20 protein-coding genes and 1 pseudogene are annotated in these 25,296 nt (G+C 71.4%); 10 read left to right on the top strand and 11 right to left on the bottom strand.

All coding sequences use genetic code 11. The annotated features are described in order from the left end of the window. Positions 1 to 119: 119 nt before the first annotated feature. Entirely contained in the window at positions 120 to 947 is an 828-nt protein-coding gene (locus ABZ862_RS00350; protein ID WP_360951340.1) for a Scr1 family TA system antitoxin-like transcriptional regulator, read from the top strand. Next, complete coding sequence (locus ABZ862_RS00345; RefSeq protein WP_360949730.1) at positions 944 to 1,138, top strand: DUF397 domain-containing protein; 195 nt, start codon at positions 944 to 946, stop codon at positions 1,136 to 1,138. The genes ABZ862_RS00350 and ABZ862_RS00345 overlap by 4 nt, the downstream gene beginning before the upstream one ends. Positions 1,139 to 1,213: 75 nt before the next feature. Here the strand turns inward: ABZ862_RS00345 and ABZ862_RS00340 are convergent, their stop codons facing one another. Then, positions 1,214 to 4,792, bottom strand: coding sequence for an ATP-binding protein (locus ABZ862_RS00340; RefSeq protein ID WP_360949727.1), 3,579 nt, complete (start codon positions 4,790 to 4,792; stop codon positions 1,214 to 1,216). 497 nt (positions 4,793 to 5,289) lie between these two features. After that, a complete protein-coding gene (locus tag ABZ862_RS00335) occupies positions 5,290 to 6,123 on the bottom strand; it encodes an oxidoreductase (RefSeq protein ID WP_360949724.1) in 834 nt (277 codons plus the stop codon). A gap of 102 nt (positions 6,124 to 6,225) precedes the next feature. On the opposite strand from ABZ862_RS00335, the gene ABZ862_RS00330 reads away from it, so the two are divergent. The 4 genes from ABZ862_RS00330 (at position 6,226) to dps (ending at position 10,136) form a co-directional block, all read left to right on the top strand. Then, complete coding sequence (locus tag ABZ862_RS00330) at positions 6,226 to 7,080, top strand: helix-turn-helix transcriptional regulator (RefSeq protein ID WP_360949722.1); 855 nt, start codon at positions 6,226 to 6,228, stop codon at positions 7,078 to 7,080. Between the two features lie 135 nt (positions 7,081 to 7,215). Then, on the top strand, positions 7,216 to 8,037 hold the full coding sequence (locus ABZ862_RS00325; protein ID WP_360949720.1) for an SDR family NAD(P)-dependent oxidoreductase: 822 nt from the start codon (positions 7,216 to 7,218) through the stop codon (positions 8,035 to 8,037). A 158-nt stretch (positions 8,038 to 8,195) separates the two neighbouring features. Further along, on the top strand, positions 8,196 to 9,461 hold the full coding sequence (locus tag ABZ862_RS00320) for a phospholipase D-like domain-containing protein (protein ID WP_360949718.1): 1,266 nt from the start codon (positions 8,196 to 8,198) through the stop codon (positions 9,459 to 9,461). 102 nt (positions 9,462 to 9,563) lie between these two features. Then, positions 9,564 to 10,136, top strand: a complete 573-nt coding sequence (gene dps / locus ABZ862_RS00315) for a DNA starvation/stationary phase protection protein Dps (protein ID WP_360949716.1) — start codon at positions 9,564 to 9,566, stop codon at positions 10,134 to 10,136. A gap of 176 nt (positions 10,137 to 10,312) precedes the next feature. Here dps and ABZ862_RS00310 read toward each other — a convergent pair whose 3' ends face one another. The 7 genes from ABZ862_RS00310 to ABZ862_RS00280 form a co-directional block, all read right to left on the bottom strand. Continuing rightward, positions 10,313 to 10,540, bottom strand: a complete 228-nt coding sequence (locus ABZ862_RS00310; RefSeq protein ID WP_360949713.1) for a DUF6059 family protein — start codon at positions 10,538 to 10,540, stop codon at positions 10,313 to 10,315. Next, positions 10,537 to 12,336, bottom strand: a complete 1,800-nt coding sequence (locus ABZ862_RS00305) for an acyltransferase domain-containing protein (protein WP_360949710.1) — start codon at positions 12,334 to 12,336, stop codon at positions 10,537 to 10,539. Before ABZ862_RS00305 ends, ABZ862_RS00310 begins: the two co-directional genes overlap by 4 nt. A 122-nt stretch (positions 12,337 to 12,458) precedes the next feature. After that, a complete protein-coding gene (locus ABZ862_RS00300) occupies positions 12,459 to 12,746 on the bottom strand; it encodes an acyl carrier protein (protein ID WP_360949707.1) in 288 nt (95 codons plus the stop codon). Between the two features lie 193 nt (positions 12,747 to 12,939). After that, positions 12,940 to 14,154 carry a ketosynthase chain-length factor gene (locus ABZ862_RS00295; protein WP_360949704.1) on the bottom strand — a complete coding sequence of 405 codons (1,215 nt, stop codon included), beginning with the start codon at positions 14,152 to 14,154 and terminating at the stop codon, positions 12,940 to 12,942. After that, a complete protein-coding gene (locus ABZ862_RS00290) occupies positions 14,151 to 15,473 on the bottom strand; it encodes a beta-ketoacyl-[acyl-carrier-protein] synthase family protein (protein WP_360951337.1) in 1,323 nt (440 codons plus the stop codon). The genes ABZ862_RS00295 and ABZ862_RS00290 overlap by 4 nt, the downstream gene beginning before the upstream one ends. A gap of 212 nt (positions 15,474 to 15,685) precedes the next feature. Continuing rightward, positions 15,686 to 17,275 carry an acyl-CoA carboxylase subunit beta gene (locus ABZ862_RS00285; RefSeq protein ID WP_360949701.1) on the bottom strand — a complete coding sequence of 530 codons (1,590 nt, stop codon included), beginning with the start codon at positions 17,273 to 17,275 and terminating at the stop codon, positions 15,686 to 15,688. A gap of 265 nt (positions 17,276 to 17,540) precedes the next feature. Beyond that, a complete protein-coding gene (locus ABZ862_RS00280; RefSeq protein WP_360949698.1) occupies positions 17,541 to 18,335 on the bottom strand; it encodes an AfsR/SARP family transcriptional regulator in 795 nt (264 codons plus the stop codon). Positions 18,336 to 18,581: 246 nt separating this feature from the next. Between ABZ862_RS00280 and ABZ862_RS00275 the strand changes: the two genes are divergently transcribed. From ABZ862_RS00275 to ABZ862_RS00260, 4 genes are all read left to right on the top strand, one after another. After that, a complete protein-coding gene (locus tag ABZ862_RS00275; protein WP_360949695.1) occupies positions 18,582 to 18,968 on the top strand; it encodes a hypothetical protein in 387 nt (128 codons plus the stop codon). After that, the gene (locus ABZ862_RS00270) at positions 18,965 to 21,232 is read left to right on the top strand and encodes a TOMM precursor leader peptide-binding protein (RefSeq protein ID WP_360949692.1); all 2,268 of its coding nucleotides are present in this window, start codon (positions 18,965 to 18,967) and stop codon (positions 21,230 to 21,232) included. The genes ABZ862_RS00275 and ABZ862_RS00270 overlap by 4 nt, the downstream gene beginning before the upstream one ends. Positions 21,233 to 21,322: 90 nt before the next feature. Further along, positions 21,323 to 22,534 carry a histidine kinase gene (locus ABZ862_RS00265; protein WP_360949689.1) on the top strand — a complete coding sequence of 404 codons (1,212 nt, stop codon included), beginning with the start codon at positions 21,323 to 21,325 and terminating at the stop codon, positions 22,532 to 22,534. A 23-nt stretch (positions 22,535 to 22,557) separates the two neighbouring features. Beyond that, positions 22,558 to 23,172, top strand: coding sequence for a response regulator transcription factor (locus ABZ862_RS00260; RefSeq protein ID WP_360949686.1), 615 nt, complete (start codon positions 22,558 to 22,560; stop codon positions 23,170 to 23,172). Positions 23,173 to 23,313: 141 nt separating this feature from the next. On the opposite strand, the pseudogene ABZ862_RS00255 reads toward ABZ862_RS00260, so the two are convergent. Both ABZ862_RS00255 and ABZ862_RS00250 read right to left on the bottom strand, forming a co-directional pair. After that, positions 23,314 to 23,784: pseudogene (locus ABZ862_RS00255) on the bottom strand (4'-phosphopantetheinyl transferase superfamily protein); the annotation flags it as partial. Between the two features lie 230 nt (positions 23,785 to 24,014). Then, positions 24,015 to 25,271, bottom strand: a complete 1,257-nt coding sequence (locus ABZ862_RS00250; protein ID WP_360949683.1) for an acyltransferase domain-containing protein — start codon at positions 25,269 to 25,271, stop codon at positions 24,015 to 24,017. Positions 25,272 to 25,296 lie beyond the last annotated feature (25 nt).

Raw genomic sequence — 25,296 nt, 5'->3', positions numbered from 1 at the left:
GACTCAAGTCGTCACTTTCCGTCAGTATTACTCCTGTCGCGAGGTGCAGCGCGCACAGCCAATGAGCACGGCGGGTACGGGAGGCAGCTGCAGTGGCGACGGTGGACAACGGATTCGGTATGGGTGGAACGTGCGAGCCGGAACTTTCCGACAGCCTGAAGACCTTCGGCGCGGTCCTCAAGGCGCTGCGAGAGGAAGCTCGCTTCACACAGGAGCAGTTCGCTTCGCTGACCCGTTATTCGACGGCATACATCGCCAAGATCGAGCAGGGCAGACGCTTCCCGCCCAACGACCTGATGGTGCGCTCGGCTGAGATCCTGGGCGAAGGGCCGGCACGCATCCTCGGCGCGGCGGCCCGCACCCTGACCCGCAAGGCGGGCCTGGCGTCGTGGTTCCGGCAGTGGGCGGGGATCGAGGAGGAGGCGATCTCGCTGTACGCGTACGAGTGCGCCGTGATCCCGGGCCTGCTCCAACCCGAGCCCTATATCCGCGCGCTCTTCGACAGACGCCTCCCACCCCTCTCACAGGAACAGTTCGAGCAGCAGGTCGCGGCCCGGACGGACCGTCAGCGCTTGCTGACGGAGCGGCCGAACGCGACGTTCAGCTTCGTGGTCGAGCAGGCGCTGCTGGACCGCCGCCTGGCAGGTACGGAGGTCACGAACACCTTGCTCGACCACCTGCTCAGCGTGGGCCGCCTGCGGAACGTGGAGATCCAGGTGATGCCCCGGGTCCAGGAAGACCACTCCGGCTTCGAGGGCCCGCTCTACCTAGCCGAGACGGCGGACAACCGGTGGGTGGGCTATGTCGAAGCCCACGACTGCAGTGTGCTCGTCACCGACACGAAAGCCACAAGCGCCATGCTCCAGCGCTATGGGAAGATGCGTTCGCAGGCTCTGGGCCACCACGCCACGATCGCTCTTCTGGAGCAGATGCGAGGAGCGCCATGAAGACCACCGAAGTCGGCTGGTTCAAGAGCAGCTACAGCGGAGGGGGAGGCGGCAACTGCGTGGAGATCGCCGTGGCCTCCCATGCCATACACATCCGTGATTCCAAGGACAAGGAACGAGGGCGGCTGACCGTGTCTCCGGACACCTGGTCGGCGTTCACAGCCCTGGCTGCGGCCGATCTCCCTTTCTGAGCCTCTGACAAACCGGTACCCGCCCATGGCGTTCCGTCATGAACTCCTCGTCCGCCCCGGTCAGCGGCCCGCGATTCACCTGGTCCGCCGTTGGGATACGTCCTTGAGCGAGCGGTTTCGGGCACGCGCACCCATCTCGTCCCAGAATCTGCGCAAGTTCGGCACCGACGTCTTGCGCTGCCATGGTGGCCGCCGGCGGAACCTGAGAGAGCGCCACGCCTGGAACTGCAGCTTGTCGAGCATCGAGCGCTGATGGATGCAGAAGAGCTCGTTCAGCTCGGTGCGGCACTGAGGCCCCTTCGGGGGATACGGGCAGAACTCGAACAGGCAGTTGTCGGCACAGTTGGAGCCGGGCAAGGAGAGCGGGACGTCCACGACGAGCGCTTGCATGGGGTTGAGGGGAGTGCGGTCCCTGGCCATACACGGGGGAAGCTGAGTCCGCTCGTTGGGGTACGCGTGCTTCAAACGGTTCAGGGCGTCTTCTGGCCGGTCGCCCCGCTCCTCGGTGAGAATCAGCAGCACGAGTACGTCGCCGAGCAGCTGCTGGGCTCTCGGGTCCAGCGTGCTCCAGCCTCTGGACGGCGGGATCCACAGGTTGTGCATCCGCCATTCGCGCGGCGAGCTGGTCTTGGAGCCGATCTGCGAGGCCGTACCCGCCTCGTCGATCCACAGGAACCGATCTGGACGCCGGGTCTGCAGCGCTTGGCACGCCAGCTTGCCCGCCGCCCTCACCAGCGGGTGCTCATGCCGGATCTTGCGCTTGATCTTGGGATCGGCGGTGTGTTCCAACCACTGCCGTACCTGCTTGGCCGGGCTGGCGCCATGCCCGTACCGGGGCTGCGCCTGCGTGACGTCGTCCGGGAGCGCCCACAGGGTCAACGCATGCAGGAGAGCGAGCCGGGCGGCCCAGTAGTGCGTGTGCTTGAGCATCTCCCACGCCTGCTCGTTGAGGAAGTTGCGAGCTCTGGCGGGTTTGGTCGGAAGGGTGCGGTGGTTGGCGGCCTGCCGGAAGCCCTGGGCGAGCGCGACCTGTAGCTCAAGGTCATCGAAGCCGCGGGTGGTGATCCACTGCATCCACTGGGTAAGCAATTCGTACGGAGTGTCTTCGTGCCGAGTGAATGAGCAGGACTGGACCAACAACGGAGCGAGCCAGGCCCGCATGACGTCCTTTCTCCGTTCGACTTCCCCTGTCTTCCGCTCCGTCTTCTCCGCCCTCTCCTCATCGTGTCGCCGGTCGACGAGGACCGCAGATCGCGACTTACGCAGCAGCCGCTCGGTCCTGGTGGTACCCGGTGCATCGATGGGGCCTTCCCGTACGGGCATCTCTGAGGGTGGGGACCCCACGCCTCCCCTTGCTGTCCGGTATCCGAAGCTGAAGGAGACGGCGTCGAGAAGGTCATCGACGCTTGCTCGCGCGGAGGTGAGCTTCATCTCGCTCCGGCACGAAGAAGAAAGGCCGACCATATCAGGCGAGAGTCTGTCCTTGAGGGCGAGAAATGCCGCATTGCCGTCGTCACCGATGGCCTGGGCCATAGCGAACCGCACTCCGTGGGAAGGTTCCTTCCCGGCCATATCGAACAGAACGTCATATGCGGTGGCGTTCTCGACCTGGTTTTCCCTGCTGGCTGGAAGAGCCTGACGTCTGCTCAGCAGCCGTCCTGTCGCTCCGATTCGTTTGATCAAGGCTTTCTTCGGGTCATCGAGCTTACGGTCGTTGTAGGCCTGCAGCTTGCCCCACCCGACACAGATCTCACCGACGATTTCACGGTGCTGGGGCCGGTGGTGAAAACTGTCCACGTCCAGTGCGGCCGAGTAAAGCTCCAGCGCTCGGATCTTCGGGTCCTGCTCGATGTCACCGTGTTCCTCGGCACTATTTTCGTCGGCAGTGCCAACCGCGGAAATCTCTTTCAACGCGCGGGCTGCCGCCTCGAGAAGCCGTTTCCGGACGATGCCGATCGGGCACCGGCCATCAGGAGAGTGCACAGAAGGCCCGTTCCGTGCCTGGCACCCCGACAGCGCGTCGAGAGATCTCGTATAAAAAACGAGCGCCATGGCAAGTTCGCGGCCCGGGCATCCCAGAGCGTGATTGAAGTAGGCATCTGTGACGAACTCGGCAGATTCCCCGCTAGTGAGGGTGGAATCGATCAGCGTCTCCACCCAGGCGAGGGATGTTTGCGATGACACGACGGCGAGCGATTCGGACTTCCGACGCCGTCCCGACCCAGCTTTGGGGCGCACGAACGCGTCCATGCAGCGAGAGGCGAGGAACGCCTGCAGCACGCTGTGGTGGAACCTGACACCGTCTTCCCCCTCTTCCACCAACCCCAGACGTGCACCCCAACTGCCCGCCAGTCGCTCGTCGATGTCCCGGGCCGGATCCGCGTCGGCCTCGCCGTTGTCCACGGCCGGATACCGGACGGCACCGTCCCTGTTTCCGGCACGGTCCTGAAGCGATGTGAGCCACTTGGTCAGTGTCTCGACGACGAGGTTTCTGTCTTTTGCGCTCTCCCTGACTTGTGTAGGTGTCTTCTCCGTCAGGGCGCCGTAGCGGACGTAGGTCGAGTTAGTGTGCAAAGCCGCACAGGCAAGCGCCGAGAGGTACTCGACAGTCCGGCGACGGCCATAGTAGGAGAGGGGCTGCTCCGGGTAGAGGTGGCCGTCGACGAGCGCATCGACCCAGGCATCGAGCAGGTCGTACCGCAGCACCCACGCATCCTGGTCGCGCGGATCGCAGTTCTCATCCTGCCCGCCGCCCACGAGCGGCTCGAGCAGGTCGCGGCGCTCGAGATCCTTGGCGATGTTGAGGTAGAGCGGGGACTCGGCAATTCCCGCGGCCTCCACCACCCAGTCCATGCGCTGCTTGTCCGACCTCCAGTTGCTGCCTCCGGCGACATACTCGAGTGCCGCCTCCTCGCTCAGCGGCTCCAGAACCGTCTGGGCCGCGTTGATGGCCTCCAGCGACTTCTGCGGCCGGGAGGTGATGACGAGCGGGAGTCCAGCCTCCCGCGCATCATCGATGGCTTTTCGGATCTTGCTGTCGCGGTCACGAGTTCTTTTCAGAGCATCCTCCAGACCGTCCGCCAGCACGACTACCCGGTCCTGGGTGTATCGCAGCCGCTGCCAGACTTTCTCTGCCTCTGCCATGGCGTAGACACGATCCAGCACCTCGGAGCAGAATTGTCTCTTGGCGAGTTCCGTGAAATTGAATTCTTCGTTGATCTCGACGTCACGGAGTTGCAGTGCGACGGGAACCACGCCTTTCCCGGCAAGGCGTTGAGTAAGCCGCACGAGCAGCGCTGTCTTACCCACGCCGATGGCACCGACAATCACATGCGGACGGCGATTTTCACTGTCCTGCAGATTGTTCATCAACGCGTCACACAATTTGTCACGCCCTACGACATCGCCGATGATGGTTCCCGGTCTTACCAGCTCATCAGGATGCCGCTTCGCCTTGCGCAGGTAGTAGTGGCGGGTACGCCTGAAACGCCATATCAGGAACACCACGGCCGCCACCACCGTGGTGGACGAAAACCCAATGGCTGACAGTGCGGTCTGCAGATCATGACTGTCCAGCCAATGCGCGACCCACCCCAAGGGGCCCCCGAGTGGCCCGTTCGGCCAGAGCGAGTACGCTATCCACAGCACGTACACGACAAATAGGATATAGTACACGCCGACCATCCAGGTCCGGAGCCGCCACCAATGGCGCGCCTTCCGCTCCCCCCTGACCCTGAGCCACCAATTACGCACCTTTCGCCAACCGGCCACAAAGGGCCAGGTCATCTGGAACCAGACCCGGCTCCACATCCCGGCCGGTTCAGGTCCGGGCCGGCTCTTCGCTCTGGTCTCTCTACCGGAACTCATGAACGCTCCCTGTCTGACGGCCGGAGATTCATGCATCACAAGGCATGCAGAGGAGCACCAGAGGCAATTCATCACAGGGGAAGCACCCCATACGCCGCCGATGCGCCGAAATCAAGGAAATTCCCGGAAAAGGCCGGTGCCGTATTGGCCGGGCATCACCGGCCCTTCTCCCGTCGTACCACGAGCCTCTCAAACCCGCAAAAGAACCCCGCACGCTCGATGCGGACACGCCGCACACTCGCCCTCTTCCGTGCCGGTGAGTTCCCCCGCCCTGGCGCCGGCCGTCAGTCCGCCAGGTGGTTCAGGCGGTCCAGAGCGTCCGCCGGGAGATGGAGGTCGGCGGCCGCGACGTTCTCGCGGAGGTGGGGTACCGAGGAAGTGCCGGGGATGACCAGGATGTTGGGGGAACGGTGCAGGAGCCAGGCCAGGGCGGTCTGCTGGGGTGTGGCGTCCAGGGAGGCGGCCACCTCGGCGAGCACGGCGGACTGGAGGGGCTGGAAGCCGCCGAGCGGGAAGAACGGGACGAAGCCGATGCCGTCCGCGGCGAGGGAGTCGATCAGGGCGTCGTCGGTGCGGTGCGCCAGGTTGTAGAGGTTCTGGACGAAGACGACCGGCGCCATCTCGCGTGCCTCGGCGACCTGTTCCGCGGTGACGTTCGACAGGCCGAGACGGCGGACCAGGCCCTCCTTCTGGAGCTCGGCCATCCTGCCGAAGGACTCGGCGATCGAACCGGGGCCGGGGACACGGAGGTTGGCGGCGTCGAGGACGTCGAGGCCCAAGCGGTCGAGGTTGTAATGCAGTTGCTCGCGGAGGGTCTTGGGGGCGGGGTCCCAGGTTCCTTCCGGGCCGCGGCGGAAGCCGACCTTGGTGACGATCCTCAGGTCCGCCGGGTACGGGTGCAGGGCCTCCCGGATGATCTCGTTCGTGATGTACGGGCCGTAGTAGTCGCTGGTGTCCAGGTGCGTGATGCCCAGATCGACGGCGGTGCGCAGCACTTCCACGGCCTGTGCGCGGTCGCGCGGCGGGCCCCAGGCGTTCGGTCCCGCCAGCTGCATCGCGCCGTAGCCCATGCGGGTGAGTTCCAGGTCGTCGGCGAGGGTGAGGGTGTCGTTGTTCATGCCTCCAAGACTGCACGGGGCCCGGGGCGGCGGGGAGCGAAGGATCTTCCTGGTACGGCTTGTACCAGGAAGGGGCCGCCGCAGCCGGGTAGGGTCGGCCGCATGGACGAGCTCGGTGACGCGCTGCGTACCTGGCGGGAGCGGCTGGACCCGGCCGCCCTGGGGCTCGCGCACAGCGGGACACGGCGGACGCCCGGGCTCCGCCGCGAGGAGCTGGCGTTCCTGGCCGGTATCTCCATCGACTACGTGGTCCGGCTGGAGCAGGGCCGGGCGTCGTCCCCGTCGGCGCAGGTCTGCGCGGCGCTGGCCCGTGCGCTCCAGCTGACGGACGAGGAGCAGGCGCACCTGCTGCGGCTCGCCGGGCGTGCCGAGGGCACCGGCCGGGTGCCCCGGCTCGTTCCCGCGAACGTGCAGCGCATCGTCGACCAGCTGGCCGGGGCGCCGGTCGCGCTGTACGACGCGACGTGGCACCTGCTGCACTGGAACGCCCTGTTCGCCGCGACGTTCGGCGACCCGACCGCAGGGCGCCCACAGGAGCGGAACCCGTTGATCCGGCTCTTCGAGAGCGGGATGACCGGAGTGCGCTACACCCCGGAGGGGCTGGCCGCGTTCGAGAAGTCCCTCGTCGGGGACCTGCGCACCACGACCAGCCGGTACCCGCGCGATCCGGACGTCGCCGCGCTCGTCGAGCGGCTGGGGCGCAGCGCCCGCTTCCGGGAGCTCTGGGCCCTCGGGTCGGTGGCCGGGCACAAGGGCGCGAGCAAGACGATCGAGCATCCCGAGGTGGGTGACATCGACCTGGACAGCGACACCCTCGTCACCCAGGGTTCCGATCTGCGCATCGTCGTCTACGCGCCCCGGCCCGGGACGGACGCGCGCAGCAAGCTCGGTCTTCTCGCCGCCATCGGCAGCCAGCGCCTCACCGCTCGCGGCGAGACATCACGCACGACCGAGTGACCGGGCGGCCGGGCAACCGGGCAACCGGGCAACCGGGCAACCGGGCAACCGGGCAACCGGGCGGAGGCTGGTACTGCGGTTCCCAGGACAAGCGGACGGCTGGCTCGCCGCGCCGCCCCCGCTCAGGCTGGAGTCATGAGCATGAGTACGTACAGCACGGCGGAGACCGCAGCCGTGAGCGGCCGACTCGCCCTCGTCACCGGTGCCACTTCCGGCATCGGCAGGGCCTTCGCGGAGCGGCTCGCCGCGGACGGCTACGACCTGGTGATCGTCGGACGGCGCAAGGACCGCCTGGAGGAGTTCGCCGCCTCGCACCCCGGGACCCGGGTCAGGACGGTGGCCGCCGACCTGTCCACCGCCGCGGGCATCGACACGGTCGCCGGTATCTGCGCGGCCGAGCCGCTGACCATGCTGGTGAACAACGCCGGGGTGGCCCACTACATGCCGCTGGCCGACCTCCCCGCCGAGAAGGCCGCCGAACTCGTCCACGTCAAGGTCCTCGCCCCCACCCTGCTCACCCGGGCCGCAGTCGGGGGCATGCAGGAACGCGGCCGGGGCACCGTCGTCAACGTGGCCGGCATGATCGCCTTCAGCGGCCCCGCCCCGCACTCGCAGCTGCCGCGGCGCGTCGTCTACGGCGGGAGCCTCGCCTACCTCGTCACGATGTCGCAGACGCTGGCCGCGGAGCTCGACGGCACCGGCGTCGCCGTGCAGGTCGTGTGCCCCGGCGTGGTGGCCACCGAGTTCCACGAGCGGCAGGGGCTGGACCTCAGCGGCATCCCCCGGATGACCGCCGAGGACGTCGTCACCGCCAGTCTGCGCGGTCTGGAGCTGGGCGAGACCGTCTGCGCCCCGGGCGTCGAGGACGCCGGTCTGCTGGACGCGGTGTCCCGGGCGGACCTCGCGGCGTTCGGCGGGCAGAGCACCGAGCTCGCCACGCGCTACCGGACGGCCTGAGGGGGTACCGCCCATCGGCGGTGGCGCGCCTCACTCCCGGCCGCGGGGCGGGCCCGGGAGTGAGGCGGCGGCGGCCGGGCATCTGTCTCTGGGCCCGTCCCGGGGCGTCCGCCTGCCCACGGGGCTCTTCACCTCTTGGGACCACAGGAGACGCAGTGATGCTCGACGGCATACCGGCACCCGCCGCCGGCAGGACCCCGCCCGGCACGGAAGCCGGTGCTGAGCCCGGTACCGAGTCCGCCCCCAGGACTGTTCAGAAGGCCGACGCGGAGGCCCGTAAACAGCGCCTGCGCCGCCGGCTGGAGCGCCTCATCGGCGTGGCCGCCACCGAGGGCAACGAGCTGGTGCCCCTGCGCAACGGCGACGAGATCTTTCCCGCGATGCTCGACGCGATCCGCGCCGCCGAGCACACGATCGACATGATGACCTTCGTCTACTGGCGCGGTCAGATCGCCCGGGACTTCGCCGCGGCCCTCGCCGACCGTGCCCGTGCGGGGGTGCGGGTACGGCTGCTGCTGGACGGTTTCGGCGCCAAGGAGATCGAGCGGCAGCTGCTGGACCTCATGGACGAGTCCGGTGTGCAGGTGGCCTGGTTCCGCAAGCCCCTCTGGCTGTCACCGCTCAAGCAGAACCACCGCTGCCACCGCAAGGCCCTGGTCGTCGACGAGGACACCGCCTTCACCGGGGGCGTCGGCATCGCGGAGGAGTGGTGCGGCGACGCCCGCAACCCCGGCGAGTGGCGGGACACCCACGTCCAGGTGCGCGGGCCGGCCGTGGACGGCATCGCCGCCGCGTTCGCGCAGAACTGGGCCGAGTGCCATGACGACCTCTACGACGACCGCGACCGGTTCACCGAGCACCGGCAGGCCGGCTCGTCGGTCGTACAGGTGGTGCGCGGATCGGCCAGCATCGGCTGGCAGGACATGCAGACCCTCATCCGGGTGATGCTCACCTCCGCGGAGGAACGCTTCCGCCTCGCCACCGCCTACTTCGCGCCCGACACCTACTTCATCGACCTGCTGTGCCGGACCGCCGAGCGCGGCGTGCGGGTGGAGATCCTGCTCCCCGGCCCGCACACCGACCAGCGGGCCTGCCAGCTCGCCGGGCAGCAGCACTACACGCGTCTGCTGGAGGCCGGGGTGCACATCCGGCAGTACCAGCCGACGATGCTGCACACCAAGATCATGACCGTGGACTCGGTGGCCTCCCTCATCGGATCCACCAACTTCAACCGCCGGTCCATGGACCACGACGAGGAGGTCATGCTCGCCGTCCTGGACGAGAAGTTCACCGCCCTGCTCGACCATGACTACGACGCGGACCTGGAGCAGAGCGTCAGCATCGACCTCGGCCGGTGGAAACGGCGGGCGGTCGTGCAGCGGGCCAAGGAAGCGGCCGTCACCCCGGTGCGGCGCTTCCTGTGAGCGACGGGGATGCCTGACGGGCCCGTCCCGGGGAACCCGTGCACAGGCAAGGAACACACGCGGGAACACACGCACGCCCTACCGAGTGACATGAGGTGAACCATGAGCAAGGAGACCCGGGACCTGACCCCGAAGTACACCGTCCCCGGCATCGAGCGTGAGGCGGCCGGGCAGCTGATCGGCCTGCTGCGGGTCCGGCTCCACACCCTGAACGACCTCCATCTCACCCTCAAGCACGTGCACTGGAACGTGGTCGGACCGCACTTCATCGCCGTCCACGAGATGATCGACCCGCAGGTCGACCGGGTACGGGAGATGGCCGACGACGTCGCCGAACGCATCGCCGCCCTCGGCGGGGTGGCGCCGGGGACCCCGGGGACGCTGGTCGCCGAGCGCACCTGGGACGACTACTCCCTCGGCCGCGCCGACGCGATCGCGCACCTCGGCGCCCTGGACCTCGTCTACACCGGGGTGATCGAGGACATCCGCGCCTCGATCAAGGAGGCCGGTGACCTCGACCCGGCCACCGAGGACCTCCTGATCGAGCAGCTGCGCGACCTCGAGCAGTTCCAGTGGTTCGTGCGCGCCCATCTGGAGAGCGCGGGCGGCGTGCTCTCCACCGGCGACGCCCGCACCGAGAAGGAAGCGGCGGCCAAGGGGGCCGCACTCGGCTGAGGACCCGGCGGCCGGCACACCCGTGCGCGGCCCCGCACGCCGGCGGACCCGCCGGGGCGTGCGGGGCCGCGCTTCCGTGTGCCCCGGGCGCGCCGGCCACCGGGCTGCCAGTTCACCAGGCCGGCGGTCAACCGGACCGGCCGTTCACCGGGCCGGTCGCGGGCCGCGCGGCTTCTTCACCGGTGCTCCCCGCTCGGTTCCATGAGCTGCCGTTGCAGGGAGAGTTCGGTGGCGGAGAGCGCGATGTCCGGGCGCAGCCGCTCCGGATGGCCCCGCGGCGGCTGTGCCAGCAGCGCCCGGGGCCGGCGCGTCCGCGAGGTGTCCGGCGGCAGCCCGATCCACAGCCAGCCCGCCGCGATCAGCGCACCGTAGATCTCGTGCAGTGCCTTCCTGACGAACCTCATGCGCTCAGCACCTCCGCCGGTACGCGCGGCGCCGTGGCGCCCACCGGGCGTGCGTCGTCCTCGCGCCAGGTCCACAGCCGGGCGACCGCGTCGAGGTCCAGGTCGTGGCCCTCCGACCAGATGCGGGCGGCGGCGGTGAGCACGGACTGCCGGTCGGCCTCGGGGGTGCCCGCGCGGGCCGGCAGGAGCGGGGAGACCGCGCCGGCGCCGAGCCGGACCGAGCGGTGCCTGCGGGCGAACGCCGTGAGGGTCTGGCGGGGACCCGCCTCGACCAGCAGGACGTCGTCGGCGGCGAGCAGCTCGTCCAGGGCGTCGCGGAAGTGGACGGTGTCGGTGATCTGGCGGGCCCAGAAGCGCGCGCCGCGCGCGTCGTCGGGGCTCATCAGGCCGCCGGTGTAGCCGGAGTAGAGCGGCAGCCTCGGTTCGCGCAGCGGGATGCCGTGGTAGTGGGCCTCGACGGCGTCGGACGCGGGGGCCATCGCCGGGGAGTGGAAGGGGCTGGTGGCCGGGACGGTCACCGCGGTGAGTCCGTCGGCCTTCAGCCGGGCGGCGACCGCGGCCAGCGGGCGGCTCGCACCGGCGAGCATCACCTGCTGGTTGGCGTTGACCGCGGCGATGCCCACGCCGTCGACGAGGTAGGGCCGCAGCCGCTCCTCGCTCGCGGCGACGGCGAGCATGCCGCCGGCCGGGATCTTCACGGCCTCCCTGACCCGTGCCTGGACCATCGCGACGGCGTCGCGCAGGCCGACCACTCCGGCGAAGGTCGCCGCGACCAGTTCGCCGGCGCTGTGGCCGAGGAACGCGACGGGCCGTACGCCCCAGCTGAGGATCATGCGGCCGAGGGCGTAGTCGATCGCGAAGAGGAGGGGCTGGGCGCGGCGCACGTCGTCGATGTCGATGGCGGCGTGGTGCGGGTCGAGCCAGTCGGCGCGGATCCGGGCGCCTTCCTCGCCCAGGTGGGACAGGGCGGCGTCGACGGCCGCGGTGAAGACGGGTTCGCGGCGGTAGAGGCCGGCGGCCATGCCGGCGTGCTGGGAGCCCTGGCCGGGGAAGAGCAGGGCGACGGGGCGGGGTCGGCCGGCCTCGGCGGGGCGGGTCCGGCGGACGGTGGGGGCGGCGAGCGCGGACACGGCGACGGCGGCGCCGCGCACCGGTCCGGGCGGGGTGCCGCAGGGCACCGCGGTGGGCAGGCCCGGGTACGCCTCCGGGGGCAGGCCGTCGAGCGCCGACAGGAGGGTGCCGCGTGCCAGGGCCTCGTCGTCGGCGGTGCGGCCGGACCAGAGGATCAGACGGTGCCGGTCGGGGCCGGTGCCGCGCGGGTGCGGCGGCAGGGGGCGCAGCGGCGGGGCGGCGTCCGCGCGGTGCGGTGCGCTCATGTCCAGGACGCCGAGGACGGAGTCGGCGTCGGCCACCGCCTCGGCGGCGCGTTTGACGGCGTACACGGTGATGGTCCCGGCGTCGGGTTCGCCGAAGCCGGCGACCAGGACGAAATCGGCGGTGCCGTCGTGGAGTTCGTGGTGCGCGCGGCGCAGGGCGAGGCCGGGGGACGGTGCGGTCCGTACGGCGAAGCCCTCGTGCTCGGCGGGCAGGCCGGTTCCGGCGGGCGGGCCCGGCTCGGCGGCGGCTCCGACGAGGACGACGGTGCGGGCCGGCAGGTCCTCGGGGGACCGGCCGAAGGCCCGCAGGACGGCCGACACGGCGGTGGCGGACGCCACGACGGGGCCCGTCGGCTGCGAGGCCGGGCCGGGCCGGACGATCAGTCGGCGCACTACGGCGCTCTGGGACGTGAGTGACATGGTTCCCTCCTCCGTGGACCGCGGACCGGGCCGCGCGGGTGCCTGTCCTGGGGTGGTACGGGAAGCGGCTGTCCTGCCCCGCCGGGGGTGTACGGGGACAGGACAGCCGCGCGGGGTCCGGCTCAGGCGTGGGTGGCCCGGCCGGCGTTGATGAGCGCGAGGAGGGCACGCGGGGTCTCCGCGTCGACCACGGCGTCGTCGGGGATGCTGATCCCGTAGTCGCGCTGTATCTCGCCGATGACCTGGAGCAGGGCGAGGGAGTCGTAGCCGAGGTCCATGAACGGTGTGTCGATGACGTCACCGTCGAGGTCGACGCCCTCCTCCTCGCCGGCGCTCTCTCGGAGCATGCGGGTCAGGTCGGCCAGGGTCACGGCGGTGATGGCGGTGGTGGTGTCGGTCGTGGTGGTCATGGCTGGTGCCGTCCTCTCGGTTGGGCGCGGTGGTGGAGCGGGAGGAAAAGGGCGAACGGGAGAAGCACGGTGGCGGCCTGTGGCACACCCGGCCGCGGCGGACCGGACACGCCGGCGGTGTCGGCGGTGCCGATACCGCCCCCGGTACCGCAACCCGGCGCCGTGGCGCCGGCGGGTTCCCGGGCGGGCCGGTTCACGCGGCGCGGCGCAGGACGAGCGCCGCGTTGAAGCCGCCGTGGCCGCGGGCGAGGACCAGCGCGGTGCGCAGGTCGGCCTCGCGGGCCTCGGTGACCAGGTCGATCGTGTACTCGGGGGCCGGGCGGGCCACGTTGACGGTGGGCGGGACGACGCCGTCGCGCAGGGCGAGGAGCGCGGTCGCCACGTCGAGGGCGGCGCCTCCGGCGAGCAGCCGGCCGGTCATCGTCTTGGGCGCGGTGACGGGGACGCCGCACGGTCCGAACAGCGCGGTCAGGGCCTCGGCCTCGGCCCGGTCCAGTTCCGGTACGCCGGCGGCGTCCGCGAAGACGACGTCGACGTCCCCGGGGGTGATCCCGGCGTCGGCGAGGGCGTTCTCGGCGGCCCGGCGCAGGCCGGGCGGGCGTCCGGTGCCGGGGGCCGGGTCGAGGGTGGCGGCGTACCCGGCGACCTCGCCGTACACCTGTCCGGCGTTGCGTGCGGCGGCCGAGCCGGCGTCCTCGACGAGGAGGATCGCGCCGCCCTCACCGGGGACGTACCCGGTGGCGTCGGCGGAGAACGGCAGGTAGGCGCGGGCCGGATCGTCGACGGTGCTCATGCGGCCGGAGGCGATCTGCGGCACCCAGCCCCAGGGGCAGAGGGCCGCGTCGACGCCGCCCGCGACGACGGCGGGGAAGCCCTTGCGGATGTGACGGCGGGCGTGGCCGAGGGTGTCGATGCCGCCGGCCTGTTCGGTGAGCAGGACGCCGCTGGGGCCGCGCAGCTTGTGCCGGATGGAGATCTGGCCGGTGTTGACGGCGTAGAACCAGGCGAAGGACTGGTAGGCGCTGACGTACTCCTTGCCCTTGCTCCACAGGTTCTGGAGTTCGCGCTGCCCGAACTCGACGGCGCCGCCGGACGCGGCGGTGACCACGCCGATGCCGTACTCGGGGAGTTCGCCGATGTCGAGGCCCGCGTCGGTGAGGGCCCAGTCGGCGGCGGTCAGCGCGAGGCGGGTCATGTGGTCGGTCTGCGGCATCAGCCGGCTGGGGATGTGGTCCTCGGCGACGTAGCCGGGCACCTCCCCGGCGACGGTGGAGGGGTACTGGGCGGCGTCGAAGCGGGTGACGGGACCCAGGCCCGACTCACCGGCCAGGGTGGCCTTCCAGAACTCCTCGGTTCCCAGGCCGTTGGGGGCGGTGACGCCCAGGCCGGTCACCACTGCGGTGGTCATGCGGTCCTCCTGTCCGGACGGGCCAGCACCATGGCGCTCTGGAACCCGCCGAAGCCGCTGCCCACGCTGAGCACCACGTCGGCCCGTTTCTCGCGGGCGGTGAGCGGGATGTAGTCGAGGTCGAGGTCCGGGTCGGGTTCGTGCAGGTTCGCGGTGGGCGGCAGGATGTCGTGTTCCATCGCGAGGGCGCAGGCGGCGATCTCCAGGGAGCCGATGGCGCCGAGCGAGTGGCCGATCATCGATTTGATGGAGCTGACCGGCGTGCGGTAGGCGTGCGCGCCGAGACTGCGCTTGAAGGCGCCCGTCTCGTGACGGTCGTTCATCTTGGTTCCGGAGCCGTGGGCGTTGATGTAGTCGACGGTGTCCGGCGCGAGGCGGGACTCGGCGAGGGCGGCGTCGATGGCCTCGGCCATCTCGATGCCCTCGGGCTTGAGTCCGGTCATGTGGTACGCGTTGCAGCGGGAGGCGAAGCCGGCGATCTCGGCGTAGATGTGCGCGCCGCGCCGCTTCGCGTGCTCCAGCTCCTCCAGGACCAGGATCGCGGCGCCCTCGCCGAGGACGAGGCCGCTGCGGGTGCGGTCGAAGGGCCGGCAGGAGCTCTCCGGGGTGTCGTTGCGCGGGGTGGTGGCGAGGATCGCGTCGAAGCAGGCCGAGGTGATCGGGGAGATCGGTGCCTCGGTCGCGCCCGCGATCATGATGTCGGCGGTGCCCTCGCGGATGAGTTCCACCGCGTGGCCGAGGGAGTCGAGTCCGGAGGTGCAGCCGGTGGAGACCACCGCGGCCGGTCCCTCCGCGCCGGCGGCCCTGCCGACCTCCGCGGCGATGGAGCTGGGCACGAAGTGCCGGTACAGCTCGGGCACCGCGTAGGTGTGGTCGACGTTCCAGGCGCGGCCGCCGTCGCTGACGACCGCGTACTCGCGTTCCAGGCTGGTGGTGCAGCCGACGGCGCTGCCCACGGCCGTGCCGATACGGCCCGGGTCGAGGGCGGCGGTCTCCAGCCCGCTGTCGGCCAGGGCTTCGCGGGTGGAGACGACCGCGAACTGTGCGGCCCGGTCGAGCCGGCGGGTCTCCTGCTGGGTGAGGCCGGCCGCGAGCGGGTCGAAGTCCGCCTCGGCGGCGACCTGCGAGCGGAACGGCGAGGGATCGAAGAAGGAGATGCGGCGGGTGGCCGTGCGGCCCGCCGTGAGCAGGTCCCAGTACTCCTTGACGCCGACCCCGCCCGGCGCCACGACGCCCAGGCCGGTGATGGCGACTCTGCGCGGGGTCTGCCCGGCCCTCGACGGAGCCGGGTGGGCGGCTGCGCTCCGGCCGGTTGGCACTGTGGGGGTCACTGTCGATCCCTTCGTCCGTGCTGTCGTGATGCGAGATCCGGTAGCGGCGGCCGGAGGGGGTCCGGGGGTGTGGACCCCCTCTCGGCCGGCCGGGCCGGGCGGCGGCCTGCTCGTAACGGGTCGCCGTGACCGGTGAAGCCATGGAACGTCCGGGCCCTAGAACCGGACTCGTGTGAGCGTGGACCAGCCGGACCGCCCCGTCATGTCGGTACATTTCCGTGCTTGCGGGAGGGGGTTTCGGCCTTTTTGGTCCGCAGCATCGCCAGTGAGCGGATGAGGGTGCGCCGAGTGTCGCCGGGGTCGATGACGTCGTCGACGAGGCCGCGCTCGGCCGCGAAGTAGGGGTGCATCAGCTCGGTGCGGTACTCGTCGACGCGGCGGGCGCGTACGGCGTCGGGGTCGGCGGCGGCGGCGATCTCGCGCCGGAAGATGACGTTGGCCGCGCCCTCGGCGCCCATCACGGCGATCTCGTTGGTGGGCCACGCGAAGGAGAGGTCGGCGCCGATGGAACGGGAGTCCATGACGATGTAGGCGCCGCCGTACGCCTTGCGCAGCACGAGGGAGACGCGGGGCACGGTCGCGTTGCAGTACGCGTACAGCAGCTTGGCGCCGTGCCGGATGATGCCGTTGTGCTCCTGGTCGACGCCGGGCAGGAAGCCCGGGACGTCGACGAGGGTGACGAGCGGGATGTTGAAGGAGTCGCACGTCGACACGAACCGCGCGGCCTTCTCGCTCGCGTGGATGTCCAGCACCCCGGCGAGGACGGTCGGCTGGTTGGCGACGATGCCCACCGGGTGGCCGTCGAGGCGGGCGAGCGCGCACACCACGTTCGGCGCCCACGCCTCGTGGACCTCGAAGGTCTCGCCGTCGTCGACGATCTCCTCGATGACCGCACGGATGTCGTAGCTGCGGCCCGGGTCGGCCGGCACCAGGTCGGTGAGGCGGTCGGTGCGCCGGTCGGCGGGGTCCTCGCAGGGCACCGCGGGCGGCAGTTCGCGGTTGTTGGAGGGCAGCAGCGCGAGGAGGAACCGTACGTCCTCCAGGCAGTCGGCCTCGTTGTCGTGGGCGAAGTGGCAGACGCCGGAGGCGGTGGCGTGCACATCGGCGCCGCCGAGACCGTCGTGGGTGACCCGTTCACCGGTGACCGCCTGCACCACGTCGGGTCCGGTGATGAACATCTGCGCCGTCTCCCGGACCATGAACACGTAGTCGGTGAGGGCCGGCGAGTAGGCGGCTCCCCCGGCGCACGGGCCGAGCATCACGCTGATCTGCGGGACGACGCCGGAGGCGGCGACGTTGCGGCGGAAGATGCCGCCGTAGCCCGCGAGGGCCGTGACGCCCTCCTGGATGCGCGCGCCCGCGCCGTCGTTGAGGCTGACCAGCGGTGCGCCCGCGTCGGCCGCGAGGTCCATCACCTTGTGCACCTTCGCGGCGTGGGCCTCGCCGAGGGCTCCGGCGAAGACCCGGAAGTCGTGGGCGTACGCGAAGACCGTCCGGCCGTGGACCAGACCCCAGCCGATCACGACGCCGTCGCCGTGCGGCTTGCGCTCCTCCAGGCCGAAGCCGTGGGCGCGGTGCCGGCGCAGCGGCTCGATCTCGGTGAACGTGCCCTCGTCGAAGAGGAGTTCCAGCCGCTCGTGCGGGGTGAGCTTGTTCTTCTCGTGCTGCCGTGCGGTGGCCGCCGGATCGGGACCGCGGCTCACCTCCTCCTTGAGCCGCCGGAGTTCGGCGGTGGCACGGCGGAGGTCGGGGGCTGCCTGGCTGACCGTCAGGTCGTCGAGGATCGTCATCGGCCGAACGTAGGAACGCGGCCTCGAGACGGACTGGAGGCGGCAGCCGGCCGGACGCGTCAGCCGCTCGGACGGTCCGGTCGCCCAAGTGGGCCCGGTGCCGGAATGGTTCGGCCGCTCGATGTGGACCCGCCGCCCCGACGGTCCGGTCGCCCGATGTCGGCCCGCCACCCGCACGGTCCGGTCGCCCAAGTGGGCCTGTCGCCGCAATGGTTCGGCACCCCCTGCCGGACCGTCACCCGTGCGGTCCGGTCGTTCGGGTGGGTCAGCCGTTCGAGGGCACCGGGAGGTCGAGGGCCGGGTCGGCGGAGAGCACCGCCTGGTGCAGCCGCTGGAGGCGGGCGGAGGGCTCGAGCCCCAGCTCATCGACGAGGGTGCCCCGCAGCCGCTGGTACGCCTCCAGCGCGCGCCAGGCACCGCCGGCGCGGTGCAGGGCGGTCATCAGCTGGGCGCAGAAGTTCTCGTGCATCGGGTGACGCGCGACCAGGACGCGCAGTTCGGGCACGATCTCGGCGTGCCGGCCGAGCTTCAGGTCGGCGTCCACCCGCCGTTCCAGCGCGGCCATCCGGTCCTCCTCCATGCGCAGCACCTCCAGTTCCAGGACGGTGCCCACCCGGACGTCGACGAGCGCGGAGCCCTTCCACATCTTCAGGGCGCGGCCCAGCAGTTCGGAGGCCGTGCGGTGGTCCCCCGCCTCGTGCGCGGCGCGTCCCGCGGCGGTGATCCGGGTGAACTCGTGCGCGTCGATCTGGCCGGGCTGCACCTGCAGGAGGTACCCGCCGTGCTGGGTGACGAGGACGTCCTTGGGGCGGCGGGACGGGTCGCCGTCGAGCGCCGCCGCGATCTTGCGGCGGAGCTGGAGGATGTACGTCTGGAGGGTGGTGGCGGCACTGCGCGGGATGTCCTCGCCCCAGATCTCCTCCATCAGGGTCGCCACCGTCACCACCCGGTCGGCCTGCAGGGCGAGGAGCGAGAGGATCTGGCGGGGCTTGGCCGCGGTGGGGACGACGGACACCCCGTTCTCACGGGCCACCAGTGGTCCCAGGACTTGGATCTCCATGTTCACGCCCTCCTCTTGTGCGGTACGGCAGGTCCCGTAGCGGGCCTGCACGGGCTGCGGAGTCTCCAGCGAGCCTCGCACCTGCGGTGTTCGAGTCCCAGTGAGGCGGTCACGTCGGCGGGCATGAAAATGTCATGCCCCGGTGGTGACCCCGGCACTGTGCCGTGCCGCCCGGCGGGCCGCAGACTCCTGGCATCCGGCAAGCGAACGCAGTTTCGTGAGGTTCGACCCGACAGGGGGATCACCATGAACACCGTCACGCATCTCTCCGCATCCGACGTCCGGGGCACCGGCACGTCCCTGGTGCCCGGCACGGTCCCGCTCTCCTGCGACCACCGGTTCGCCCTGCTCACCGCCCGGGCCGGCCTGGAGCCCGAGCTGGCGCAGCGCTACACGAGCGACCCGGTGTCGGTGCTCGCCGAGTTCGGTCTCCCGGCGACGGAGCCGGTGTACGGCGACGACTTCGCGGCCGTGTTCGGCGCGGCGTACGGCGCCGGGTCCGGCGGCACGGGCCGGGTGCTGGTCATCGACCACCTGGACCGGCCGGGCCTCGCCGCGCCGGGCAGCTGCTACGGCTGCGCCACCGGCATGGCGCCCCTGCCCGGTGAAGAGGCCGGGACGGCGCTTGCATGACCGCAACCGGGGGGACGGGCACCGAGCTGCCGGTGGGGTTCAAGAGGCATCTGCGGGTGGAGGCGATCCAGGGGGACGCCGTCTATCTGCTCTCGGAGCGGGGCACCACGGCGTTGCAGGGCCGCGAGATCCAGGAACTCGCGGTGCTGCTGGACGGCACCCGCACGCTGACGGGCGTGCTGCGGGAGGCGGCGGCGACGGTGCCGCCGGCGACCGCGGCCCGTGTGATCGCCGAACTCGCCCGCGCCGATCTGGTCGGTTACCACGACCCGGCCTCGGACGTCTCGACGGAGGCGTACTGGGAGTTCGCCGGGCTGAACGGCCCGAGCGCGTCGGCCTCGTTCCGTACCAGCACCGTACGGCTCGTGAACCTGAGCCGGGGGGAGTCGGCGGCGGCCGAGTGCCGGGCGGCGGGTCTGCGGGTGGCGGGTCCCGGCGAGGAGGACGGCGCCGTCCTGTCGCTGGTCCTGTGCGACGACTACCTCGATCCCCGGCTGGCCGGGCTGGACGCCCGGCACCGGGCGGCGGGCCGGGTCTGGCTGCCGGCCAAGCCGTACGGCGGGGAGACCTGGGTGGGGCCGGTGTTCGGTGCCGGGGACGGTCCGTGCTGGGCGTGTCTGGCGCACCGGCTGCGCGAGCACCGTACGTCGACGGCGCCGGTCCGGCACGCCCTGGGGCTGGCCGGGACGGTGCCCGTACCGGAGGCGTCCTTCGCCACCGCGCGGGCGCTGGGCCTCAACGCGGCGGTGCTGGAGGCGGCGAAGTGGGTGGCGGGCATGCGGTACGAGGGCCAGCGCGCCGTGTGCACGCTGGACACCCGCACCCTGGCCACCGAACGGCACCCGGTGTCCCGCCGGCCGCAGTGCCCCTCCTGCGGTGACCCGGGGCTCGTCGGGCGCCGGGTGCGGCGTCCCTTCGTGCCGGTCTCCAGTCCCAAGGCCGCCGTGGTGGGCGGCAACCACCGCTCGCTGAGCGCGCGGACGGTGCTGGACCGCTACCGGCACCTGGCGGATCCGGTCACCGGCGTGGTGTCCGAGCTGCGTCCCGCCCCGGGTTCCCCGGACGGTCTGAACCGGTACCTCGGCGGCCGCAACCTGGCGCTGGGCGACAGCCGTTCGCTGGCCGGTCTGCGCGGTGGACTGCGCGGCCAGAGCGGCGGCAAGGGGACCACTCCCGAGGAGGCCGAGGTCGGCGCGCTGTGCGAATCGCTGGAACGTTACTCCGGCAGCCGCCAGGGCGACGAGCCCACGGTGCGCGACACGCTCGCCGGGCTCGGTGACGCCGCCCTGCACCCCAATCTCTGCCAGCTCTTCGCCGAACGGCAGTTCCGGGAAAGGGATCTCTGGAACCCGCTGCACTCGCGTTTCCAGCAGGTCCCCCCGCCGTTCGACCCGCGCACGCCGGTCGACTGGACGCCGGTGTGGTCCCTCACCTCGCGCACGCACCGGCTGCTGCCCACGTCGATGCTGTACTTCGGGCCGGGCCCGGACGGGGTGACGGCCGCACCGTGGGCGGACTCCAACGGCAACGCGGCGGGCAGCAGCCCGGAGGACGCCGTCGTCCAGGGGTTCCTGGAACTGGTGGAACGGGACGCGGTCGCCCTGTGGTGGTACAACCGCACCCGCCAGCCCGCCGTGGACCTCGACGCGTTCGACGAGCCGTGGCTCGCCCGCACCAGGCTCGCCTACGAGCGGCTCGGGCGGGAACTGTGGGTGCTCGACCTGACGGCCGATTTCGGCATCCCGGTCATGGCCGCGGTGTCCCGGCGCACCACGGAAGGGGTACAGGGCGTCTCCTTCGGGTTCGGGGCTCATTTCGATCCCCGGCTGGCGCTCCGCAGAGCGGTCACAGAGGCCGCACAGCTGCTTCCGACGGAAGCGGAATCGGACGAACTCGCGTCGAACGACCCTGACTGGTCTGCCTGGTGGCGGGGGGCGACGGTGGAGAATCAGCCATATCTCCGCCCGGATCCGGCCGAAGTCCCGCGCACCCCGGCGGCCTACTCCTTCACTCTCCGTGAAGACCTCCGCGACGACGTCGAGTTGGCCGAAACACTCGTACGCGAGCACGGCATGGAACTGCTGGTGCTCGACCAGACCCGGCCCGACGTGGGGCTTCCCGTGGTGAAGGTGGTCATTCCGGGGATGCGTCACTTCTGGGCGCGTTTGGCCCCGGGCCGTCTCTTCGACACACCGGTCCGGCTCGGCCGGCTGGACCGCCCCACTCCGTACGGGAAAATCAATCCGATTCCGCTGTTCGTCTGAGTTCGGCCGTCGGTTCGATTCGCTGGCTACCGGCCAGTGCAACGGCATAACATGCGTCCGCCCTTACGGATCCCTCGCTAGGAGGCGGCGATGCCGACGAGGAATGTCGTTCCGGTCTCTCCCCGGTCGCAGGCGCCGGCTCCGCGGCTCGCCCAGGCGATCATCGTCGTGGCGCTGCTCCTCTACGGCACCATGACGGTGCTGAACGTGGTGCGCGCCAGACCGCCGGAGGGGCAGCTCGTCGTCTGTGTCGGACTCGTACTGGCCCTGTTCGGGGTGCAGTTCGCCGTCTCCTCCCCGGGCGCCCGGCAGTGGCCCACCTCGCGGAAGGCACTGATGCTGGGGCTCCAGGCGCTGCTCACCTTCGCGCCGCTGGTCTGGTTCGGCGTCAGCTGGGGCAGTATGGAGGGGCCGCTCGCGGCCTCCCTGCTGCTGACGCTGCCGTCCCGGTACGCCTGGACGGGCTACGGCGCGCTCGTCGCGTTCATCCCGGCGTACAACCTGCTGGCCGGGGCGACGGTCGACCTGGTGCTCTACTTCACCATCGCCGGCGCCCTGACCGGGCTGGTCATCTACGGTCTGACCCGGCTCACCGACCTGGTGCGCGAGCTGCACGACGCCCGGGAGGAGCTGGCCCGGATGGCCGTGGCGCAGGAGCGTCTGCGGTTCGCCCGCGACCTGCACGACCTGTTGGGTTACAGTCTCTCCGCGATCACGCTCAAGGGAGAGCTGATCCAGCGGTTGATCACCACGCGCCCGGAGAAGGCGCGCGAGGAGACCGCCTCGGTGCTCCAGGTGGCACGCCAGGCACTGGCCGACGTACGGCTGGTGTCCAGCGGCTACCGCGACATGTCGCTCGCCGAGGAGGCGGAGTCGGCGAGCACGGTGCTCTCCGCCGCCGATGTCCGGGCGCAGGTCGACGTCCGGTGCGGGCGGCTGCACCCGGTCGTCGACACGGTGCTGGCGACGGCGCTGCGCGAGGGCGTCACCAACATCCTCCGGCACAGCCGGGTACGGGTGTGCACCATCAGGGCGGAGCGGGACGAGGAGACGGTCCGGCTCGGCCTGACCAACGATCACCCGCACGAACAGGGCCACATCCCCTCGGACGATTCCGGCGGCAGTGGTCTGGACAATTTGCGGTGCCGGCTCACCGCCATCGGCGGCGGGCTCTCCGCGGGGCTCCAGGGGGACGGCAGGTTCCGGCTGGACGTGTGGGCACCGCTCAGGCCACGGAGTCAGGAGGAGGCGGAGCCGCTGCTGTTCCAGCCGGCCCGCCGGGAGAAGACCTCCCTGGCCTGAAAGCCATCTGACCGGGGGTAAGGATGTTGTCCGTGAGAATCCTCCTGGCGGAGGATGTTCACATGGTCCGGGGTGCGCTCGTCGCGCTGCTCCAGCTGGAACCGGACCTGCATGTGGTGTCCACCGTCGACCGTGGCGACACGATCGTCGAGGCCGCGCTGGCCTGCAAGCCCGACGTGGCGGTGATCGACATCGATCTGCCCGGCATCGACGGGCTGACGGCGGCGGCCGAGCTGCACGAGCGGCTGCCGAGCTGCCGCACCCTCATCCTGACGACCCTCGGGCGCCCGGGCACCCTGCGGCGGGCGCTGTCCGCGCAGGTCTCCGGCTTCCTGCTCAAGGACTCACCGCCCGACCAGCTCGCCCTGGCCGTGCGGTCGGTGGCGACCGGCCGCCGGGTGGTGGACCCGCAGCTCGCGCTGACCGCGTGGGACTCCCCGGAGAACCCGCTGTCGCCGCGCGAGCTGGAGGTCCTACGCCTCGCGGCCCGGGGCGCCGACGCCGCCGAGATAGCCGGCTGTCTCTATCTGTCCAAGGGGACCGTCCGCAACTACCTCACCGCCATCGTCGGCAAGCTCGGCGCCCGCAACCGCATCGACGCCATCCGCATCGCCGAGGAGGCCGGCTGGCTGCCCTGAGCGGTCCGCGCCTCGGTCCGGGCCGCGTGCCGGGCCGGACGCGCCGAGCAGCGCGTCGAGCATGCCGTCGTCCAGCATGGTCCGGACGGACAGGTCCGCGAGGTCGCCGAAGCCGGTGTCGCAGACGGCGACGCTCAGCACGTACCCGGGACCCGCCGGGAAGGTGCCGAACTGCCACTCGGCGCCGGGCACCGGCGAACCGTCGGGGCGCACCAGCCGCGGCCCCGGGCCGTCCAGCGCGAAGCCGAACTCGGTGAAGCGGAACCGCAGTCCCTGTCCGAGCGCCTTGCTGTACGCCTCCTTCAGGGTCCACAGCCGGATCAGGGTGCCGTTGCGCGTGTCCTCCGGGCCCGCGTCCAGCAGCCGCCGCTCGTACGGGGTGCACGCCTGTTCCTCCGAGCCGGTGTGCGCGAGGCGCCGGTCGGCCCGCTCCACGTCCACCCCGATCCGGCCGCGCCGGGTGATCCCGACGACCAGCACGTCCCCGGTGTGGCTGAGGCTCACGTCGATCTGGTCGCAGCCGCGGACGTACGGGCGTCCGCCCGGCTGGTAGGCCAGGTCCACCAGGTCGGGGGTGGTGCCGAGGACCGCGGCCGCCGCGTGCCGCAGCATCAGCCGTGAGGCCACGAACCGCTCGCGGGCGCCGGGCCGGCGCAGGCTCTCGTAGCGCCGCCAGTCGGGTCCGAGCCGGTCCCGCAGTTCGCCCTCCGAGCCGCCGTCCGGCAGCCAGGGGCGCATCCGGGTGTACAGCACGACGCTGCCGGTGCGCCGCAGTTCGGCACGGGTCTCGTCCCAGGGTCCGTCCGGTCCCGCGACGCACACCGGGTGTCCCGTCCGCGCCCTCATCCCCTGCCGCCCTGGAGGGCCTCGGCCAGCGGCCCGGCGTCGAGGGCGGAGATCACCCCGGCCAGGTCGACGGCGTCGCTCGCCGGGCCCTGGCACACGGGCAGGCAGACGGGGCCGCGCGGTCCGCCGCCGATGCGCCGCAGGTACGGGGTGAGGACGGGCCGCGGGCCGATCTCCACGACATGGGTGGGCACCTGCTGGGTGAGCAGGCCGCGCGCGGCGTCGGCGAACCGGACCGGGGCGGTGATCTGTTCGGCCCAGTAGGACGTGTGGAGCGGCCCGGTGGCCAGCCGGCCGTGCACCGTCGAGTAGAACGGCACCCGGGCCGCGCGGCCGGGCACGGTGCGCAGCACGGCTTCGAACCGGGGGACGACCGGCGCCATCAGCGGGGAGTGGAAGGCGTGGGAGACGCTCAGCCGGCGGCAGCGGAGCGAGCGTCCGGCCAGCAGGGTCTCGATGCGCCCGAGGGCGGCCCGGTCGCCGGAGAGCACGACCGCCTTGGCCGCGTTGACGGCGCTGATACCCACCGCCGGTTCCGCGGCGACGAGTTCGGCCGCCTCGTACGGCGTGATGCAGACGGCCGTCATGCCGCCGCCCGGGGGCAGCTCCTGCATGAGGGCGCCGCGCACGGACACCAGCCTGGCCGCGTCCGCGAGGGTGAGCGCGCCCGCGACGACCGCCGCCGCGAACTCCCCGATGCCGTGGCCCAGTACGGCGACCGGGCGGACCCCGGCCTCCTCCAGGGTGCGTGCCAGGGCGTACCCGACGGCGAACAGGGCCGGCTGGGTCAGGGCGGTGCGGTGGACGCGCGGGTCGCCGGAGAGGATCAGGTCCACCACGGACTCCCCCGCCCACGGGCGGACGGCCGCGTCGGCCTCGTCCAGGAACGCCCGGTAGCCGGTGGAGTTCCGGTAGAGCCCCGCGGTCATGCCGGGGTGCTGGGAGCCCTGCCCGGTGAGGACGAAGGCGGTCCTGACCCGGCCGGGGTCCCGGCGCGCGTCCCGCATGGCGAGGAACTCCGCGAGGCGGCGCACGGTGGGGTACGCCCAGACGTCGTCCGGGTCGATCAGCGTCCCGAACTCGTTCTCGATGTCGCCGTAGAGGCTCAGGGCCGCCACCGAGTCGAGGCCCGCCTCGGCCAGCGGCACGGTGTCCCCGACGGGGTGCCCTAGGTAGTGGGCGACCCGTTCGCTCAGCCATTCCCGGTGGGCGACGGCGAAATCGTCCTGTTCTCCGGGGGGTCGTTCCTGCATGGAGTGCTCCCTGTGCTGCTCTTGG

The sequence above is a fragment of the Streptomyces sp. NPDC047000 genome, assembly GCF_040644295.1.
Classification (GTDB): Bacteria; Actinomycetota; Actinomycetes; order Streptomycetales; family Streptomycetaceae; genus Streptomyces.
Note: the sequence above shows the minus strand (reverse complement) of the source record. Positions and strands in the feature narration are given on the sequence as shown.

Bases quoted from the DNA above. Each gene is read 5' to 3' on its own strand.
- ABZ862_RS00350 (WP_360951340.1), top strand. From the start codon at position 120: ATGGGTGGAACGTGCGAGCCGGAACTTTCCGACAGCCTGAAGACCTTC.
- ABZ862_RS00345 (WP_360949730.1), top strand. From the start codon at position 944: ATGAAGACCACCGAAGTCGGCTGGTTCAAGAGCAGCTACAGCGGAGGG.
- ABZ862_RS00335 (WP_360949724.1), bottom strand. From the start codon at position 6,123: ATGAACAACGACACCCTCACCCTCGCCGACGACCTGGAACTCACCCGC.
- ABZ862_RS00330 (WP_360949722.1), top strand. From the start codon at position 6,226: ATGGACGAGCTCGGTGACGCGCTGCGTACCTGGCGGGAGCGGCTGGAC.
- ABZ862_RS00325 (WP_360949720.1), top strand. From the start codon at position 7,216: ATGAGCATGAGTACGTACAGCACGGCGGAGACCGCAGCCGTGAGCGGC.
- ABZ862_RS00320 (WP_360949718.1), top strand. From the start codon at position 8,196: ATGCTCGACGGCATACCGGCACCCGCCGCCGGCAGGACCCCGCCCGGC.
- dps (WP_360949716.1), top strand. From the start codon at position 9,564: ATGAGCAAGGAGACCCGGGACCTGACCCCGAAGTACACCGTCCCCGGC.
- ABZ862_RS00310 (WP_360949713.1), bottom strand. From the start codon at position 10,540: ATGAGGTTCGTCAGGAAGGCACTGCACGAGATCTACGGTGCGCTGATC.
- ABZ862_RS00305 (WP_360949710.1), bottom strand. From the start codon at position 12,336: ATGTCACTCACGTCCCAGAGCGCCGTAGTGCGCCGACTGATCGTCCGG.
- ABZ862_RS00300 (WP_360949707.1), bottom strand. From the start codon at position 12,746: ATGACCACCACGACCGACACCACCACCGCCATCACCGCCGTGACCCTG.
- ABZ862_RS00295 (WP_360949704.1), bottom strand. From the start codon at position 14,154: ATGACCACCGCAGTGGTGACCGGCCTGGGCGTCACCGCCCCCAACGGC.
- ABZ862_RS00285 (WP_360949701.1), bottom strand. From the start codon at position 17,275: ATGACGATCCTCGACGACCTGACGGTCAGCCAGGCAGCCCCCGACCTC.
- ABZ862_RS00280 (WP_360949698.1), bottom strand. From the start codon at position 18,335: ATGGAGATCCAAGTCCTGGGACCACTGGTGGCCCGTGAGAACGGGGTG.
- ABZ862_RS00275 (WP_360949695.1), top strand. From the start codon at position 18,582: ATGAACACCGTCACGCATCTCTCCGCATCCGACGTCCGGGGCACCGGC.
- ABZ862_RS00270 (WP_360949692.1), top strand. From the start codon at position 18,965: ATGACCGCAACCGGGGGGACGGGCACCGAGCTGCCGGTGGGGTTCAAG.
- ABZ862_RS00265 (WP_360949689.1), top strand. From the start codon at position 21,323: ATGCCGACGAGGAATGTCGTTCCGGTCTCTCCCCGGTCGCAGGCGCCG.
- ABZ862_RS00260 (WP_360949686.1), top strand. From the start codon at position 22,558: ATGTTGTCCGTGAGAATCCTCCTGGCGGAGGATGTTCACATGGTCCGG.
- ABZ862_RS00250 (WP_360949683.1), bottom strand. From the start codon at position 25,271: ATGCAGGAACGACCCCCCGGAGAACAGGACGATTTCGCCGTCGCCCAC.